This is a genomic window from Flavobacterium sp. MEB061 (assembly GCF_000834715.1).
Lineage (GTDB): Bacteria > Bacteroidota > Bacteroidia > Flavobacteriales > Flavobacteriaceae > Flavobacterium > Flavobacterium pectinovorum.
In genome coordinates, this window is the sequence record NZ_JXQR01000022.1 from 67,791 (window position 1) to 87,813 (window position 20,023).

A 20,023-nucleotide genomic window follows, 5' to 3' on the forward strand; every position below is an offset into this window, starting at 1 on the left:
AACGATAACACAAAAATCATTTCCGTGTCCGCAAAGTATATCATTCATTTGACAAATGAGTTTTTCTATTTTCATTATATTTGATAAAACAAAAAACACCAAACATCATGAGAAAAATAATCGTCATAACCATGATTACAATCGATGGCGTAATGCAGGCACCTGGTGGTCCTGATGAAGATAAATCAAACGGTTTTGAATACGGAGGCTGGGTGGCACCTTTTGGAGATGAAGAATATGGTAACGTCATGCAGGAACAAATGAAACCTGCGGATATTCTGTTAGGCAGAAAAACATTTGATATTTTTGAAGATTATTGGCCCAAACATGCTGAAGGCTGGCCGGGAATTAATGACGTTACTAAATATGTTTTGTCTTCCACCAGAAAAAACTCTGATTGGCAAAATACCGAATTTCTTTCGACCATAGAAGATATCAAAAAACTCAAAAATTCTGAAGGCGGCGATATTAAAGTCTGGGGAAGCGCAACACTTGTTCAGCTTTTGCTTCAACATGATTTAGTTGACGAACTTGCACTCTTAATTTATCCCATAATTTTGGGCAAAGGAAAAAAACTATTCAGTGATAGCTCAACGCCTGCAGGATTTATATTAACAGAAAGCACTACTACACCAAGTGGCGTTATTGCGGTTAGTTATAAACGAGCCGGAGAAGTAAAGACAGGGACAATTGGTGAATAAAATAATTCTGATATGGAAAAAAGAAAAAAAGAAGATTTAAATAAGGAATTAAAGAAAGGTGAAAAATCCGGATTTGTTAAGAAATTTGATCGAGATTCTTTCATTAAAAACCTTCATAAAAAATACATGTAGAAAATAAACAATCCCAAAATCATAGAACTTTCCAATCAAATTATATAACACATTTTTTTGCTCTTTGAGGTAATTTTATTTTACGATAATTAGAATACAAAATTCTTTTTAAAACAAATTAAAAAAGCAACATCATGCAAAAAAACATTACACGTTTGTTAATGGTATTCGTAATACTGTTTTCATTTACAAGCTGCGAACTAGTTGGAGACATTTTTAAAGCCGGAATGGGTGTCGGAATTTTTATCGTCGTTTTTGTTATTGCGATAATAATCTGGATCTTTAGCAGGTTTTTCAGAAAATAAAAAACATAAAAAAATCCCGATCACTTTAGCGATCGGGATTTTTAGTATTATAAAAAATCTTATAGATTGTACATTTTCTTTCTTAATTCCTGAACTTTTTCATCATCAAGATATTCATCAAATGTCATGTAACGGTCGATTGCTCCGTTTGGTGTAAGCTCTACTACTCTATTACCAACCGTTTGTGCAAATTCGTGGTCATGTGTTGTGAAAATTACAGAACCTTTAAAGTTTTTTAATGAGTTGTTGAAAGCGGTGATAGACTCCAAATCTAAGTGATTTGTTGGCTCATCCAGCATTAAGATATTGGCGCGTTCCATCATCATTCTTGATAACATACAACGTACTTTTTCTCCTCCTGATAATACACGGCTTGTTTTTAAAGCTTCTTCTCCGGAGAAAATCATTTTCCCTAAGAAACCTCTAATGAAAACCTCATCGCGTTCTTCTTCTGTTTTTGCGTATTGACGTAACCAATCTACCAAAGTTAAATCGTTTTCAAAGAAGGAATGGTTTTCTGCAGGTAAATAAGCCTGATTTGTTGTAATTCCCCAATCAAAAGTTCCGGAGTCTGCTTTTTGCTGATTATTTAAAATTTCATAGAAAGCTGTTGTAGCACGTGAATCTTTAGAGAAAAGAACGATTTTGTCGCCTTTTGCCATATTCAAATCTACATCTTTAAACAAAAGATCTCCATCTATAGAAGCTGATAAACCTTCAACATTCAAAATCTGGTCTCCTGCCTCACGATCCTGATCAAAGATAATCGCTGGATAACGACGGCTGGAAGGTTTGATTTCAGAAATGTTCAATTTAGAAATCATTTTTTTACGAGATGTTGCTTGTTTAGATTTTGCAACGTTCGCACTAAAACGACGAATAAATTCTTCCAACTCTTGTTTCTTTTCTTCTGCTTTTTTGTTTTGCTGAGCACGTTGTTTTGCCGCTAATTGGCTAGACTCGTACCAGAACGTATAGTTTCCTGAATAGTGATTGATTTTTCCAAAATCGATATCAGAAATATGTGTACAAACAGCATCTAAAAAGTGACGGTCGTGAGATACTACGATTACAGTATTTTCATAATTTGCTAAGAAATTCTCTAACCAGGCGATTGTCTCGAAATCCAAATCGTTGGTAGGCTCATCCATAATAAGCAAATCCGGGTTTCCGAAAAGTGCCTGCGCCAAAAGTACACGAACTTTAATTTTTCCCTCCAGATCGCCCATTAAAGTATAATGATGTTCTTCGTTGATTCCTAAGTTAGATAACATTGCAGCAGCATCAGAATCGGCATTCCATCCATTCATTTCTTCAAACTGAACTTGTAATTCTCCAATTCGGTCTGCGTTTTTATCGTTGTAGTCTAAATAAAGTTCATCCATTTCTTTTTTAACAGCATACAAAACTTTATTTCCCATCAAAACAGTTTCCAAAACCGTATGCTCGTCGAACATGTTGTGATTTTGGTTTAAAACCGACATACGTTTTCCCGGTTCTAAATGAATGTGGCCAGAGGTTGGATCGATATCGCCCGAAATGATTTTTAGAAAAGTAGATTTTCCAGCACCATTGGCTCCAATAACGCCGTAAATATTTCCGTGAGTGAAAGTGGTATTTACTTCGTCAAACAAAATTCGTTTGCCAAATTGAACTGATAAATTATTGACTGTTAACATGAATGTCTTTTTAATTAATTTGGTGCAAAAGTACGGAAAAAGGTTCAAAAATGCAAAGGTACAAAGGCGCTAAGTTTTTTTATTGTAACCGAATATTTTTCCACCATATAAGTGATGTAAGTTCATTTAAAACTATACTTAATAATTCTGAAATACTGTGTGGCTAAAAATTCGAAATCATATAAGTTCGTAAATATTTAAACCAGACTTATAATATCTTATATCACTTATATGGTAAAAAAAATCAAAGTTTACTTTCCTTAGCCAAAGCTACTTCTAAACTTTCGAAATTGGGCAGGACTTTAGAAATCAAACCTTCTTTATTCAAAATGAAATGTGTTGGAAATGAATTCAATTGCAGGCTTTCATTCATATACACTTTCATATCCGGAATTACGGAATAGGATAATGGTTTTCTTGCTAGAAATGCTTTTAATTGTTCGGGTGAATCTTCGGCCAGACTTATAAAAAGAATGTCTTTTCGATCTTTGTATTCATCTGTTAATCTATTTACCTGTGGAAATTCTCTTATACAAGGCGTACAATGAATATACCAGCACTTTATCACGATGATTTTCCCTTTCATTGATTCGTTTGAAACTAGGTTTCCGTTTAAATCTGTGAATGAGAAATGCGGAAAAGCGGTGCCTTCCATTTTATAGTTTTTGTAGGCATCAAAACCAATTTGATTGATGGTAGCTTTTATACTCGTATCTGATTTTGGCTTAATTTTAAACAGTTTATAATAATAAATTGAATCGTCTGATTTTAATCGAATTGGGATGAAATTTCCGTTTGCTAACTGATCTAAAAAGGTTTCTTTTGAGATTTCTTTTGAAAGAATATCAAGCGCCACAAAATCTCTGGAAAGCATGATTTTTTTACTTTGATAGGCTGACCAATCTGTATATATTTTTTGAATTTGAATGGGATCTACTTCAGGGTTGCCAAATTTTGTTTGGGCGAAACTTGACGTGAATATTAGAAATAATAGTATGGTGATTGCTTTTTGCATTTTTGGTTTTATTGAAATTCAAAAATAGCCATTTTTTTTTAAAGCCTTGTCTTTTTAGAACGCGGATGACGCGGATTTGCTTTGCAAAGACACGGATTACCGCGGATTTTTTACTCGCACTTTTTTATTCGCACTTTTTGTCATCCTGAGCGTCCCGAGGCCTCGGGAGAAGGAAACGTAAGTAGCTCAACAAAGATTGGCGAATTTCTATACGGAGTTTCTTGTGTCCCTTCGACTTTGCTCAGGATGACAAACCAAACCTCTTATGAAACCTAAAGCCCTAGCCCTGATAGAAGTGGAAATCCTTTTGTGCCGGTCCCGAGGCTTCGGGAGCCACAAAAGATTGAAACGGATAGCAGGAAATAGCTCCTGAAAAAAATCATTATTCTGTTTATCAATTTAAACCATAAAAAAAACCCGGCAATAAAATTGCCGGGTTCATAATGCTCTCCTTCAGGTAAAAACCAAATAACAAATCAACTGAATTCAATGCATTTATTCGAAATAAAAACCAGATTAAAAAATAAATAACCAAACTCAATTTTAACCGTCCCAATTTTTCTATTTCTAAATTTTCTATTCATTGTAACTAGTTTAAAAAGTTTATTACTTTGAATGATTTTTTGTTTCCTGCTTTGTCTGTTACTACAACTATAAACATTTGTTTTGTTGAGAAACTTTGGTTTTGTAGCAGAATCTCTTTATTATTTTGGATGTTTTGGTGGTTTACCAAATTTTGTCCAATTGTATTAAATACGTCTACACGAGCAATATCTTCAGTTTCGTTTGTAACTGATAAGGCATTGTTTTTAAAGTAAACAATTGTATTGCTTTTTGCCTCAATTTTATCAACTGCCAATGTTTTTGCTGCTGACTGTGATGCGAAATAAGCTGCATACGCTTTAGACAATTCAGATGAATTACCACAAGAAGAGGCATCCCAGTTTACAGACCAAGTCATTAAACCTCTTAAAGAAGGATATGGTCCGCCTGGCTGCATAGTGTATGTTCTTCCTGAAAAAGTGGTTCCGGTTCTTAAATAATGCATAGCATTAATTCCTTCTGTCGGCGTTAAATAACCGCTACCTGCTGCACTTGGACAAGCTGGTAATGCAATAAGAACTTTTGAGGGCGGTAAACCATCAAAATGCATTCCTGTTGTAGCAATGTTATATCCTTTTATAATCATATCGGTTAGGGCTGTTACCATGTTTGATTTCTTAGCTGAACCATAATATTGACCATCTAATCCGTTTTCTCCTCCTGTATTATACAATTGTACCGCTAACAAATCCAATTCATTACGTAAGTTTTGAATGATTGGCAGGAAGGAACCAAAAGTATCCGTATAGGTAGAATATCCTCCTTGTACGTATTGTGTTTCCGGAGCTGCAGTTAATAAAAATCCAGGACCATAGTAAGCTTTTAATTCTTTGAAAGCATCTACTACGTTTTTTAATCTTGGATAAGCAGAAATACCCGCATAAGAAATATCTCTTAAGCCTCCTGCATTAAAATTCATCGATCCGCCTTCAAAATCAATGTCAACTCCATCAAATTGATACTCATCTATAATGGCTTTCAGACCATTAACAAAAATATTTTTTTGAGTTGCATTGTCCAAAACAACATGACCGTTTTGACCTCCGATAGAAACAATAACAGGAACGCCACTATCTCTTAAGGATTTTATATCGTTTTTCAACAATTGTTTATTGAAAACGCCATTGGTCAAGTATCTAGTGTCATTTGTAGTTAATACTGGCGTATAACCATCACGATTAACGGTTTCTACGAAAGAATAATCGACTACGTTAAACTTACTTCCTACCATTTGAGAAAAATATAAAAATGGAGCACCTGCATTTTCCCAGGAATGTGCATATCCTAAAATAATTTTAGATGGAAGCGGAATGAATCTATTAGTGCTCACCGGAGCAATTTTAATTGTATTGTTTAATGTAGTTACAGCAGCTTTATTATCTGTTGCTTTGATTACAACCGGATAATCCTGATAAGCAGATGGTGTAAAATTATACGTATAGGTATTATTTGTACCTGCTGTCATGTTAAATGTACCTCCATTTATTGTAATTGTAACACCTGAAACCGATCCGTCACTATCAACAGCTGTAACTGAAATTGGTACAACCTGAAAAGAACTTTGGTTTACAGTAGTATTCGATGGTGAATTCCAAGTAATTACAGGCAATGAATTCGGGCAGTTTGCACCTGAACAAGTTAATGTAAAACTATATGTTTTAGCTTCTGTTGTTCCGTTTGATGCAGTAGCCGTAACGGTTAACGTATGAGGAAGCGAAAACTGATTTGCTGCCGGTGTCCAAACCGATGTGTAAGTTCCCGAAGAATTGGTTGCACTCAAGGTTTGCCCATCTAAACTAAATACAACAGATGAAATTGTAGTCGCATCAGCAGCACTTAATCCTACACTTGCAACAAAATTAATTGCTGATCCTAAATTTATAGCAATCGCCGAAGCTGTTGGCGCTGTAATGGTAACTACTGGCTTAGTCGCAACTACCGCTTGTCTGTTAAAATTATAAACTGTTGGAGTTGTTGGAACTGCAAAGTTGGCTAAGTTATTTGGATAATAAGTCACTTCACCATTTTCCCATGAGTTTAATTTTAAACTCAAAACTTGTGTATAACCTGTTACAACTGCGTTATCGAAAGTATAATTTCCTGATGCATCTGTTGTTGCTAAAACACTTTTCCAGTTATGTGTATTATCTGTCCAAGGTAAAACTAATTCTACTTTTGCACCAGCAACCGGAGTTGTTCCGTTTTTAACTGATCCGCTAATCAAGTTTGCCGCTACCAATGCTGCTTTTGCAGTAGAACTTGTATTGAAGTTATAAACCGTTGGGTTTGCAGGAATTGCAAAGTTGGCCAGATTATTAGGGAAGTAAGCTACTTCTCCGTTTTCCCAAGAGTTTAATTTTAAACTTGTAGCGGTTGTATAACCTGCTACAACTGAATTGTCAAAGCTGTATTTTCCTTGTGCATCTGTTATCGCAATTACGCTTTTCCAGTTGTGTGTGCTGTCTGTCCAAGGTAAAACTAATTCTACTTTTGCACCAGAAACAGGAGTTGATCCGTTTTTAACTGTTCCGCTAATTTTACTTGAAGGAACTACAACAGCGTCCTGAGAAAAGTTTAATGTTTTGCTTGAAGTCAGATTTGTATAAACTGTTGAAGCCGGAGTAAATGTTTGTCCTGCTAAAGCTGCCGTTACAGTATAATTTCCGCCAGCAGGCAAATTAGCAATCGAATAAATTCCGCTTGAATTTGTAGTTGCTGTAAAAGTTCCGGTTGTTGAAGTTGCCGTAACTGTTACGCCTGAAACCGGAGTTGTATTATTTAAAACAGTTCCGCTTACTGTGTAATAAACCACTGGCGCACCCTGAGCAAAATTCAACGTTTTGTTAGCATCAATTGCTGTATAAACTGTTGAAGTTGGCGTGTAGGAGAATCCTGTTTTTGCAGCTGTAACGGTGAAGTTAAGCCCGGCTGTTAAACCTGCAACGCTGTAAACTCCGCTTGCATTAGAAACTGCCGTTAAAACTGTAGATCCAGAAGTTGCTGTAACCGTTACGCCAGAAACTCCTGTTGCACCGTTAAGAACTGTTCCGCTTACAGTATATGTAGGCTGAGATCCGTTAATAACAACTGCCGTTTGGTTCGTTGTTACATTCGTTAACGTTACGGGGGTAAAAGTATACGTCGCTTTTGCAGCTGTAAGTATATAATTTTGTCCCGAAGTTAAGTTGCTGAAAGTGAAATTTCCTCCTGTAGAAACTACGGTTTGCAATATTACATTGCTTGCATTACGCAAATCAACTGTAACATTTGGTACTAAAGCTGATCCGTTTTTTACAGAACCCGAAATACTTACTGTTCCCGGAACTACGCTTCCGAAAGATGTATCTACCTGAGTTAATAATGAGTTTGGAATTGAACCTCTTGTGTCCTGAGATAATTCCCAAACCATACCTCCGGCAAGATTTCTCGATTTAATATACTGCACTTTTAAATCCATTGATTGCTTATCTTCATAAGAAATAAACTGTTTTAAAGTAGCATTGTATAAATAAGGAACTTTTGTGGTATTATCAAAATAGCGTACCCATCCTGCAGAAGCTGCAGTTGGGGTAACTAACATGGTGTTTGGATCTAAATAAGCATGTGAATTTGTAACCGGATTTCCGACAAGATCACAAATTTCGATACTTCCTGATTTTTCGCAGGCTGCAGGGCCATCCCATGTTCCTGTTGGATTTTGCGGGTTTGTACATCCTGAAACGATGTATCTTGGTGCAGCAACGAATAATCCAGGTAAATTTGGATTGGTTCCGTTATTGGCAACATTATCGAATTTTTTTCCGTAAAAAGGCAATCCCATGATTAATTTATTCGCAGGAAAACCAACAACATTCAAATATTGATTCGTTAATTCGTCTAATGATTCTGATTGTGTTGCGCCGTAAAGAGGATCGTTTGTGTTTCCACTTGCATATAAAGGAGCATTGTAGCACGTTTTATCATACCAGTTTCCACCAAAATCATATCCAAAATAAGTAATGTAATCACAATAAGTCGAAATATCTTCTGTCATTCCGTATTGTGCTCTGTTTGATGGTCCTAAATATTGTTTGGCAACATTTCGAACATTGTTTCCGGCAGCAATAGTGACTAATTTATTTGGCATTGCCTGACGCATTGCTTTCAATAAATAAACCAGATTTTTGTTGTCGTCCGGGCTGTACTTTTGTGGAGGAATTGGCGCTCCGTTAATTACTTCAGTACCGTCTGTTCCTCCAGAAAGAGGATATTCCCAGTCGATATCGAATCCATCAATAAATGGGTATTTTACAATGAAGTTTGCCATATCTGCAGCCAAAGCAGCTCTTGCAACAGGACTTGCTGCAATTGGAGAAAGATCCTGTCCTTTTGTCCATCCTCCAACAGAAATTAAAATTTTAAGATGCGGATACTTTTCCTTAAGTTTCATTAAGTCATAAAAGTTCCCTTTTACAGGAGCATCCCACGGAATTCCGCCTTCCATATGCTCAAAATCGGCATAAGTGTCTAAACATAACAACTTTGTGTTTTCCGGATGAGCGGGATCATAAGTTGTTCCATAAAATGAATAATTCAAATGCGTAATCTTACTTCCATCTATCTTGGGCACATTGAAATCCCTTGCATAAATAGACCATTGCGCATAATACCCTACTACTTTTTTACCATGAGCTGGTTGTGCCATGGCGAGCAAGGGAAACAGTAACAATAAGAGCAATCTGTAATAATGTTTCATAATTAATAAATATTGGTTAATAGAAAATAATATTCCAATTATAGTAGATTACACGCCAACAAAGCATGCAAACGACAACAATCGGGATTCAATAAACTGCAGTCAAAAACACTACAATCTCATGGAAATTAATTCATCTTACGTTCTATAAATAAATATTACTATTACTGATTCTACCATAATCATTAGCAAATAGTATTGATTGATATTTATGTATAATTCTTTTAAAAAATTAGTATTACATACAAATGATAAATTTGGGAGAACTCATCAATCTAAATACTTGTTCTGTCATGTTTTTTATTCTTTTTATTTGGTTTTTTAAGGTTAATACTCTTTTTATGGTTATTTTTTAATGATTTTTTTGGTTAATTTTTTTGAAGTCCGAAAAAAAGTTTTGTACCATTAAAGTCTTATTATAATTACCTCTACTGAAATATTCCAGTAGAGATAATTAGAAATCTAAAACAATCATTGTAACTTACTAAACTAATTCAACTCAAACTTTATATTAATTTTTTCAGACTCGCATAAACTGCAAGCTCAACATCTGCATGATCTTTTGTGTTACATTGCTCAATTAAACTTTTTAAATCTTCTTTCTTTAAAATCGATTTGTTATCTAAAACAAGTAACAATTCCTGCGATGCATCATTTAATTTTTTTGATAAAGGTAAAATTGGCTGTATTAACGGCGCATTGGAACTCAACTCAACTAAACCTTTATTTACGGCAATCCATTTGTTTAAAAACCCCGCTACTTTTGCTTTGTTCTCAGGCGTTTTATTGGCCAGATATTGTGTTACTGCCTCATCAAAAGCCAAAGCATCTTTGGCATCCGGCGTACAGGCATCAGCAAAAAGTGTAAACGGAGAATACATTTGGTACTCTGTTCCTCCTTTATTTCTGGTATATCCTTTTAACGGTTCGCAAACATTTGCAAATTCGTTAAGGGATTTTATGTTTTGGTTATTGGCAATGTTTCTTAAAATAACCGCTTTGTTGCGAATGTGCGTTAATCCCAATTCTTCTAATCTAAAAGAAACTGTTTCCAGACGTTTGCGCATATTGGCAACATCTGTAATATCTTCGGCAGACCAAAGTCTTTCTGCAATAGCTGCTGTTCTTGGCCAAACTCTTGAATCTATTGTTGATGGCGTTGTAAGCTCTGTCCACATTGTGGCTTCTCCACCCAATATTTTTGCTTTTTCTTCTGCAGTTAAATCAGCACCTTTTGGCATTGGATCGTTTAAATAATGACTTTCAATTGGATACATCAAATCAATATAATATCCATTTGACAATACTGTTTTGTATCCTTTTTTTACTGCATCTACTAATGACTGACCTGCTACAACACCTTCATTTGGCCCTCTCCAGGAATGGATGATGGCTTCTTTTGACATGTTTTTTGTCAAAATTTCTTCCCAACCCATTAATTGTTTTCCGTGTTTTTTAAGCATTGGCACTAATTGCATCGTAAAATAGGTTTGCAATTCATGATTGGTTGTTAAATTATTTTTCTTTTTAAATGCCTGAATTTTTGGGTTTGCATCCCAATCTTTCCCCTCATTTTCATCTCCCCCGATATGAAAATAAGCTCCGGGAAATAAAGGGCAAACTTCATCAAAAAGTTCACTTAATAATTGATACGTTTTAGGATTTGAAGGATCTAATGTTGGCGAAAAAATACCTGCATTTCTTTCAACTCCATAGGTCGCAATTGCGGTTCCCTGAATATTTTTTTCTGAAGTTCCACCTGTCAGCGTAATCACTTTGCTTCCTATTTCCGGGTACGCCGTAAGAATTGCAGATCCGTGACCTGGAACATCTATTTCAGGAACGATCAAAATACCGCGCTCATCAGCGTATTTTACGATATTTTTAATTTCCTCTTGTGTATAATACATTCCATCCGAAGCTAAATCGATTAATTTTGGATGTTTTTTCATTTCTATTCTCCAACCCTGATCGTCTACTAAGTGCCAGTGAAAAACATTCATTTTCATGGCAGCCAGTCCATCAATATTTCTTTTGATAACATCAACCGGCTGAAAATGTCTTGCAGCATCTATCATTAAACCTCTCCATGTAAATCTTGGAAAATCTGAAATTTGTGAGTTCGGAAAATAAAATGATGTGCTGTTATTCTGCAACATTTGCAATAACGTTTCAAGGCCGTGTAAAGCCCCTAAATCGCTGGTTGCATTAATTGTAATTTGGTTTTGTTTGATGTCTAAATGATAACTTTCATCTTCATATAAACCAATTTTTCCGCTTTTGGTACAGTTTATCTGAAGTTGAGCTGAGGGAAATTCATTTAGTTTCGTAATAAAACCCTGTTCGAAAAAAATACCGGTTCTACCATCTAAACGACGTAAAAAACGTGTTACCCCTCCAAAAATTCTTGGATTTGGATTTCCGGTAATATTTACTTTAAAGTTTTTGGTTAAAGCAAAATTTCCGTCGTTTAAAACAACGCTTTGAGGCCATGGCATAAGATTTAGCTGCTCCTTCTTAATTTGAGCAGTAGAAGTTAAACCTGCTAATAGTAGGACTAATAAATATTTCATTTTAATTTGTTTGAAAAGATGTCACCGAAGTAACATTAATAAATTGGATAACGGAAAAACAAATTCAGACGACTTTCTAGAAACCCTCACAAGTCGCTATGAAAGTCAATCTGAATTTTGTAGTTTGATTCGCTCTCACCCGAATCCTTTTTAAAAACAACGCTAATAGTCAAAACGTTTAAACGCCTCGATAGCTTCATACTCAGCCAAACCTAAATCATCGTATAAGATGGCTGTATTTTTATTACGATCTTCTGCCCTAACCCAAAACTCTCTGGAGTCGTTTCCCTGAAACATTACTCTGTCTTTTTGAGACTGGTGGTACAAAATCGCGTGACGTTTTAATAATACTTCTGATGGAGAAAGCGGAACTGCCATATCAATTTCATGGATGTCCCATTCGTGCCATGCGCCTCGGTACAGCCACAACCAGCAATCATCCATGTATTTCTCCGGTTTCAATTGTTTCATCGCGGCGAAGATTGCGTTTAAACAAACTTCATGCGTTCCGTGTGGATCTGCCAAATCTCCGGCTGCAAATACCTGATGCGGTTTTATTTTTGCAATAATATCTTTTACAATTGCAATGTCTTCAGGCCCTAACGGATTTTTCTTTACTTGTCCTGTTTCATAAAATGGAAGATCCAGGAAATGTGTATTTTCATCTTTTAAGCCAATATATCTTGTTGCTGCATAAGATTCTCTTCTTCTGATTAGTCCTTTTAATTTTCGAACTTCCAAAGAATCAATTTGATTTTCTGATTTGCTATTCAAAAAGTCAATAACAGATTTGAAGTTTATTCCGCTGCCGGCTTCGCCAATAAAATCTTTGGCAACCTCAGCAAATTTTAATGCTTCGTCATCTGTAACAGCTATATTTCCGGAGGTTTGATATACTACGTGTACATCGTGACCTTGTTTTATCAATTTTGAAAAAGTTCCTCCCATAGAAATCACATCATCATCTGGATGCGGACTAAAAAGAATCACTCGTTTTTTTGCAGGATTTGCTCTTTCCGGACGATGTGAATCGTCTGTATTTGGTTTTCCACCCGGCCATCCTGTGATGGTATGCTGCAATACGTTGAACATATTGATATTCAAATCATAAGCAGAACCTTCTTGCGCCAAAAGATCAGACATTCCGTTATTATTGTAATCACGGTCTGTTAATTTTAATATCGATTGTTTTGTTTTTTGGCACAACCAAACAATCGCTTTGCTTTTTAATTCTTGTGTCCAGATACATTCTCCCACAAGCCATGGCGTTTTAAAACGCGTTAATTCTACCGCTGCCGACTGATCTAAAACGAAAGTCGCATTGGGATGGTTTTGTAAAAATGTCGCAGGAACTTCTGAACTTATATCACCCTGAATAGTTCTTTTGATGATATCGGCTTTGTTTTGTCCCCAAGCCATTAATACGATTCTTTTTGATCTCATAATCGTAGAAACCCCCATAGTAATAGCACGTTTAGGAACGTTGTCTATACCATTAAAATCTGATGAAGCATCTACTCTCGTAATGTGATCCAGTGTAATAATTCTGGTTCCGGAGTTAATGTGCGATCCCGGTTCGTTGAAACCTACGTGACCGGTACGCCCGATACCTAATAATTGAAAATCAAGTCCTCCTGCATTTTTAATATTCATTTCATAATCGATACAATATTGATTTAATTCATCAATAGATACGGTACCATCAGGAATATTAACATTTTCAGGTTTAATATCAATATGATTAAAAAGATGCTGATGCATGAAATAGTGGTAGCTCTGATTGTTCTCTTTTGTCATCGGATAATATTCATCCAGATTAAAAGTGATTACATTGCTAAAACTTAGTCCTTCTTCTCTGTGCATTCTCACTAATTCTTCGTAAACTTTTATAGGAGAAGAACCTGTTGCCAAACCCAATACACAAGATTTATTTTTTTCTTGTTTGGTTCTGATTAATTGTGCAATTTCCTGGGCAACGATTATTGAAGCTTCGGCAGAACTTTTGAAAATTTCATTGTGGATTTTCTCAAATCTGGTCTCTTCAAATTTCCCTGCACTTTTATAGCTGATATCAGGTTTTATTTCTAAAGCACTTTTCATTTTTTTCTTTTTTTGGTATGTACAATTTTGGTTTTTGAAATGGTATAAGCAATTTTCACTGCTTATACCATTTACTAACCAAACTTAAAATCTTATAATTCTTTGATATTTTATTTTAGAAATTTGGAGCAGTAGTATCCCACCATAGTCTGGTTCCTCCTGTATCAGGACCTCCTAATTTAGAAATTCCACTATCTACACCACCTTGATTACTTGATTTCTCAGATTGAACAAAGTTGATTCTTCTAACACCAAACTCAGTTGTAATGGTATTTCCACTGTAATTTTTAAGTACCGGGAAAAGTTTTGGGTAACCAGTTCTTCTGTAATCAGACCATGCTTCTTGTCCTTCCGGGAAACCTGCAATCCATTTTTGAGTAATAATTTTTTGCAGTTTAACTTCGTTAGTTGCAGCTTCATCCCAGGCAACAGTAACATTATTAACTGCAGGAGAATTATTTACAGGAAACTTAGGATCAACATAATCTTTAGGCAATTTTACATTATCAGCCATATAAGCTGCTACACCTGCCGCATCTCTTTGTCCGAATGACGCAGCAATACCTTGCTCATATAATGATTTGGCATCACCTCCCATATCCCATCCTCTTAATGCTCCTTCTGCTCTTAAGAAATAAGCTTCAGCAGTTGTCATTAAAACAATTTCGTTAGATTTTGCAACAGTTCCAAGACCAGAAAAATCCTGGTGATCTGCTTTTGCAGCAATATCAATTCCAGTACGAACACCTTTGTATTGACCAGGAAATTGAGATGATGTATCAAAATAATTTTCCATTCTTGGATCTTCGTATCCACCCATAATTGATTCCATATCAGCAGACATACGAATATCTAACCATGAACCACTAATTGTTGCAAGTGGATTTGTATAAACTGGCGATACAATTTTAAATAAATCACCGTTTGACTGCATCACACCAAATTTATGAGATACCGCTTTTTCAGCCTCAAGTTTTGCTAATGCAGGGTTTACTTTTACTATACGCATTGCTAATCTTAGACGCAAAGTGTTAGCAAATTTTACCCATTGTTTGTATTTTCCTTTGTATCCTGATAAATCAGTAGTTTTAAAAGTACTTTCTCCACTATCTCCATCATCAACTCTTTTTGTTAAATCTGCAACTGCAATATCTAATTCATTAAAAAATTGATTGTAAACTTCTTGTTGGCTGTCATATTCTGTTGGACTTGAGTTTCCGTATTTAGAATATATAATTGGACCAAAAGTATCTGTTAGCCTGTGCATTCCTTCAACTTTCAAAATCAATGATAAAGCATAAAACTGATCGAATTTTCCTTTTGATTTCTTTTCGATATCTACAGCATTATACATTACATTTTTATAGGCATAATCCCAGATAAAACCATTCCAACCATCAACTAATGAATAAGTTGTATTATTAATACCTCCTGCAAAACCTGTTGGGGTAGCCATGTAACCTGACCAAATATCACTATTTAGGTTTTGTTGCAATTGGTATACCCACTCAAAATTAGCAGTGATTACCTGAATGTTATTAAAAATAGGCGCAAAACCTTGTTTGATATGATTAAAATCCTGCTCTAATAATTCTGGTGTAATACCTTCCTTATTAGTATTAATTTCTTCAAAATTGTCTGTGCAACCAAACGTTGTCAACAATGAAATACAGACAGCTGCTTTTGTTATATTATTTAGTTTCATGTTTTTAATTTTAGAAAGTTACGTTTAAATTAAGACCGATACTTCTAGTAGATGGTAAACCATAAATATCTACTCCTTGTAACCCTTGACCTGTACTTAATGCAATGTTTGGATCAAATGGCGCATCTTTATAGATAAAGAATAAGTTTCTAGCAATTAAAGAGATACTAGCAGATTGAATAAAAGGTAAAGCTTTTGGATTAAAATTATAACCGATAGAAACTTCTCTAACGCTTACATTTGTAGCATCATAAACATATTCTCCTGTAATACCTGCTCTACCTCCAACTTGTGTATAGTAAGATTGTGCGGTTACATTTGTTACTGCTACGCCATCGCTTGCTCTAACGCCATTTATTGCTACTCCACCTGCATTTCTTGCATCTCCAGTTGCTTTTGAAACTCCAAATGAATCATTTTGAGCTTCTGTTAAACTCATTACATCACCTCCAAAACGACCATCAATCAATACATTAGCAAAGAAAGATCCAAATTTGAATGAGTTTGACCAACCTAACATGAAATCCGGATTAGAATTTCCAACTTCTTCGAAATCAGTTTTTTGAAAAGTTCCGTCATCATTTAATAAAATTCTACCCTGATCGTCTTTTTTAAAGTTGATTCCTTCAATTACTCCATAAGGTTTTCCTTCAACCAAAGCATATCTATAGCTATTTACACCTGCTTCTGTTAAATTCACTCTACCTCCTAATTCAGTAGGGATTTCTTTTACCTTATTTTTGTTTTGAGAAAAATTCACAGCAGTATCCCAAGAAAATTTCTCTCCTCTGATGATTCCTCCACTTAAAACAACCTCAATACCTTTATTTTCTATACTTCCTGCATTAATTCCATAAAAATCATAACCTTGATCGTTTACCGGAGCTACTACTTGTAAGTATTGGTTTTTAGTTTCTGAGTTATAGTAAGATATTTCAAAACCTAATCTGTTATTAAACATTCTCCACTCAGTACCAAATTCAAATTCAGATTTCAACTCTGGTTTTAATGTTTCACCTGGTCTTGGTCCTACTTTAGGATTTATTCCTGAAATTCCCGGCTGAGAATAATATGTAGGATCAGTAACGAAAGGATAAATATCATTACCAACTTGTGCGTAAGTACCACGAACTTTAGCATAGTTAATCCATTCTGGCAATGTTGTCATTTCGCTAATAAGAGCTGTTACACCCACAGATGGATAAAAATAAGAATCATCTACTGTAGACGACCAGTCATTTCTTCCTGCAAGATCTAAGAATAACATGTCTTTATATCCAAAAGTAGTAGCTGCAAAAACTGATTGCACTTCTCTTTGAGAATCTACTGTTTGATAGTTACCTGTGTTGTTATTAAAATTATGAAGTGTAAACCAGTTTGTAATATTCAAACCTCCACTAATTCCAGAATCTAAAATTGTTTTTTGATTCGTTAGTGTATTTGTAATACTTGTACCAATATTTGCATTGAAGGTAAAATCTGAACCAATTTTTGTGTTAATTGTCGCGATTAAATCAGCATAACGTTGTGTACTTAAAGAATTTTCATTGATATATCTTCCGTTTACATGAGAAAGCGTTCCTTGTGTTGTAGCGTATATTTTTTTATCAAAAATACTTGTTACTCTATTATAACTATATCTAGATGCAATACTTAACCAATTGTTCGCTTTATACGTTAAAGATAATGCTCCATTAAAGAAATCGTTTTTATCTTCAGATCTGTTTCTGTTAATTGCCCAATATGGATTTTGCATAATATCTCTATTAGTCATCCAGTTTTGCGCCATTAAGTTTCTCGTAGGATTAAATACTTCATAATTATCTCTGTAATAATCAAAATCATTTCCTCTTGGCATTAAATAAACTCCTGTTAAAGGGTTAAAGTAAAATCCGTTTACTGGTTTATTTGCAATTGTTTGAGATGTATAATTTGCATTAGCAGAAAATATCAATTTATCTTCAAAAAATTTAGCTGTTTGTCTAACTCCAAAGTTGTTTTTCTTTAAGCTGTTTCCAGGTACAATTCCTGTAGCCGAAGTATTTGCATAAGAAAATGCCGTAGAAGAATTTTCAGAACCTATTGAATATCCTATTGAAGTAATTTGAGTGGTTCCTGTATTGAAGAAATCTTTTACGTGATCTTTTGTTTTTCCTGCTGGTCCCCAAGACTCATCAGCACCTGGAGCTGCAACATAATCTGTTTGAAATTTAGGCATATAAGCCGCTTCTTCAAAAGTAGTAACAGATGAAGCAGAAATATTAGCTTTTCCTGTTTTGGCTTTTTTAGATGAAAGTAAAATTACACCATTAGCTCCCTGAGATCCGTATAATACAGAAGCTGCAGCACCTTTAAGAACTGTCATTCCTTCGTAATCATCCGGATTTATTAAAGATACAACATCTCCACCATCACGGTTACCACCTGATAAACTACCAAATGAATCATTTGGCTGACCTGAACCTGAATTTAACATCGGGATACCATCAATTACATATAAAGGCTGACTGTTAGAGATTGAAGAATTTCCACGAATAACTACTTTTGTAGATCCTCCAGTTCCACCAGAACTTTTAGTTACGGCAACACCGGCTATTTTACCAGCGATAGTATTAATAACGTTTGCATCTTTTACACGAGTTAACTCTTCACCTTTTAGCTCCTGAGCAGCATATGTTAAAGATTTTCTCGTTTTCTTAATACCTAATGAAGTTACTACAACTTCGTTAAGTGCGTTTGATGCTGCTTGTCCCATTTTAACGTTAATTGTAGCGGCATCACCTACAACTATACTTTGTGTTTCAAGACCAACATAGCTAAAAACTAATGTTTGTCCTTTTTGTGCTTCAATTGAATACAAACCGTCAAAATCGGTACTTGCACCTTTTTGACCTCCTTGTACTGCAACAGACGCCCCTGGTAACGGCATCCCATCAGAATCTGTAATCACACCTTTGATACTTTTTACCTGAGCAAGCGAAACTTGCGCCGTAAAAGCAATCATAAAGATTAAGAAAATTTTTTTCATGTTAATTTATTTTGTTAGTTATGGTGTAAATTTATTCTTAAGGGATTGTTAAAAAAAATTATTTATACAAACAGCTTTATTTTTTAAACCAACGACATAAAACATTCAATAATGCGTTTCACGAAAACGTTTTCCAATCAATAAACACTAACATTTTTAGCAATTATTAGAATTATATTTAATAAAAAAGAGCATTTGCTTAATAATTGTGTATTATCGTTTTTTCAGCATTGAAACCGATATTTATATAATAATGAAGATATTAAGTAAACCGAAACTAAAAAATTAACAAAATTTAAAGAATACTACAGAAAGTGATTAAGAACAATTATTGAATATCAATTGCCACATAAAGCTGTTGTTTTTATTTTTAACGATGTATATTTTTGATGAATAACATCTAAAAGCGAATACGCATCAAAAGAATCCTGGGCAATTTCCCAAATCATAATTCCGCCTGTGTTTTGAGAAGCAAATTCTACTTTTTGAGTTATTGTAGGTCTTCCGTTATAATAAATTTTTCCAACCTCATCCTGATCTGCAAATTGAGTTCCTGCAGATATAATTTCTCCATAAGTCGAACTTGTAACTTCTTTATAAGTAAAATTATAACCATAAAAAGGAACTCCCAAAGTCAATTTTTCGCTTGGCACATTTTGCAGTTTATGCCAAAAATCTATTCCGGCTTTTGCGTTTTCAAAAGAGCTGTGTTGCCCGGGATTATCCGGTGTCCAGGGTCCGGTACTATCATATGACATGATATTTAGAAAATCAAACGCATTTAAAGCTTCCTGACTTATATTTTCGAAACGCGAATTATTAGGCAAGGCCGCTGTTAAAAGTTTATTTTTCGTTGTGAGTTCTTTTCTTAATTCTAAAACAAAACCGCTGTAACCTGTTGTCACTGCCTCCCATTCGAGATCAACATCTACTCCATCCAAATGATGAAGTTCTGTAAAATTTATAATGTTCTGAATTAAATTTGGCCTGTTTTCGGGATTATCAATTAGATATTTCCAATTTGAAGCTACTTCTTCAGATAAAACTCCGCCTGCGAGCGAAATGCTGATTTTAATATTAGGATTAACTGATTTTACATATTTAACAAGCAAATCAATATCTCCTGTAAAATTCAAATTTCCATTTTTATCCGGATTTGCAAACGCTAGATTGAGATGTGTTAATTTACAAAACTGAATCAAATTCATTTTATCAAAATTATCCGAAGATAAATACCCCACTACTCTGGCTGTTTTATTCTTTGAATTTTCCGGATCAATTTCTTTTTGATGTGAACAGCTATAAACTGAAAAAAGGGAACTTAGAAAAAAAAGGATGCCTAACAAGGCTTTATTTTTTATCATAATTTTTAATTTTAAACTATTGTTTTTAATTTAATTAGAATGAAAATAATACCTTATTAGGCATAACTTTATGTTTGATATTT

General features: G+C 34.7%; 11 protein-coding genes. 3 read left to right on the plus strand and 8 right to left on the minus strand.

Annotation, left to right across the window (positions count from 1 at the left end; translation table 11 throughout):
• Positions 1–107 precede the first annotated feature (107 nt).
• From RT99_RS12100 to RT99_RS25340, 3 genes are all read left to right on the plus strand, one after another.
• On the plus strand, positions 108–701 hold the full coding sequence (locus tag RT99_RS12100) for a dihydrofolate reductase family protein (protein ID WP_042565019.1): 594 nt from the start codon (positions 108–110) through the stop codon (positions 699–701).
• Between the two features lie 12 nt (positions 702–713).
• On the plus strand, positions 714–833 hold the full coding sequence (locus RT99_RS25150; RefSeq protein WP_117614818.1) for a type II toxin-antitoxin system ParD family antitoxin: 120 nt from the start codon (positions 714–716) through the stop codon (positions 831–833).
• A 134-nt stretch (positions 834–967) separates the two neighbouring features.
• Positions 968–1,138, plus strand: a complete 171-nt coding sequence (locus RT99_RS25340) for a hypothetical protein (protein ID WP_165587198.1) — start codon at positions 968–970, stop codon at positions 1,136–1,138.
• Positions 1,139–1,197: 59 nt separating this feature from the next.
• Here RT99_RS25340 and RT99_RS12110 read toward each other — a convergent pair whose 3' ends face one another.
• The 8 genes from RT99_RS12110 to RT99_RS12145 form a co-directional block, all read right to left on the minus strand.
• On the minus strand, positions 1,198–2,817 hold the full coding sequence (locus tag RT99_RS12110; RefSeq protein ID WP_042565020.1) for an ABC-F family ATP-binding cassette domain-containing protein: 1,620 nt from the start codon (positions 2,815–2,817) through the stop codon (positions 1,198–1,200).
• A gap of 244 nt (positions 2,818–3,061) precedes the next feature.
• Positions 3,062–3,832 carry a TlpA disulfide reductase family protein gene (locus RT99_RS12115; RefSeq protein WP_042565021.1) on the minus strand — a complete coding sequence of 257 codons (771 nt, stop codon included), beginning with the start codon at positions 3,830–3,832 and terminating at the stop codon, positions 3,062–3,064.
• 589 nt (positions 3,833–4,421) lie between these two features.
• On the minus strand, positions 4,422–9,170 hold the full coding sequence (chiA, locus tag RT99_RS12120) for a T9SS-translocated chitinase ChiA (protein ID WP_042565022.1): 4,749 nt from the start codon (positions 9,168–9,170) through the stop codon (positions 4,422–4,424).
• Between the two features lie 506 nt (positions 9,171–9,676).
• Complete coding sequence (locus RT99_RS12125) at positions 9,677–11,743, minus strand: beta-N-acetylhexosaminidase (RefSeq protein ID WP_042565023.1); 2,067 nt, start codon at positions 11,741–11,743, stop codon at positions 9,677–9,679.
• Between the two features lie 162 nt (positions 11,744–11,905).
• Entirely contained in the window at positions 11,906–13,843 is a 1,938-nt protein-coding gene (nagB, locus tag RT99_RS12130; RefSeq protein WP_042565024.1) for a glucosamine-6-phosphate deaminase, read from the minus strand.
• 115 nt (positions 13,844–13,958) lie between these two features.
• Complete coding sequence (locus RT99_RS12135) at positions 13,959–15,548, minus strand: RagB/SusD family nutrient uptake outer membrane protein (RefSeq protein ID WP_042565025.1); 1,590 nt, start codon at positions 15,546–15,548, stop codon at positions 13,959–13,961.
• Between the two features lie 10 nt (positions 15,549–15,558).
• Positions 15,559–18,576: a SusC/RagA family TonB-linked outer membrane protein gene (locus RT99_RS12140; protein ID WP_042565026.1), complete on the minus strand. Its 3,018-nt coding sequence runs from the start codon at positions 18,574–18,576 to the stop codon at positions 15,559–15,561.
• 338 nt (positions 18,577–18,914) lie between these two features.
• The gene (locus RT99_RS12145; RefSeq protein ID WP_042565027.1) at positions 18,915–19,940 is read right to left on the minus strand and encodes a glycosyl hydrolase family 18 protein; all 1,026 of its coding nucleotides are present in this window, start codon (positions 19,938–19,940) and stop codon (positions 18,915–18,917) included.
• Between the last annotated feature and the right edge of the window lie 83 nt (positions 19,941–20,023).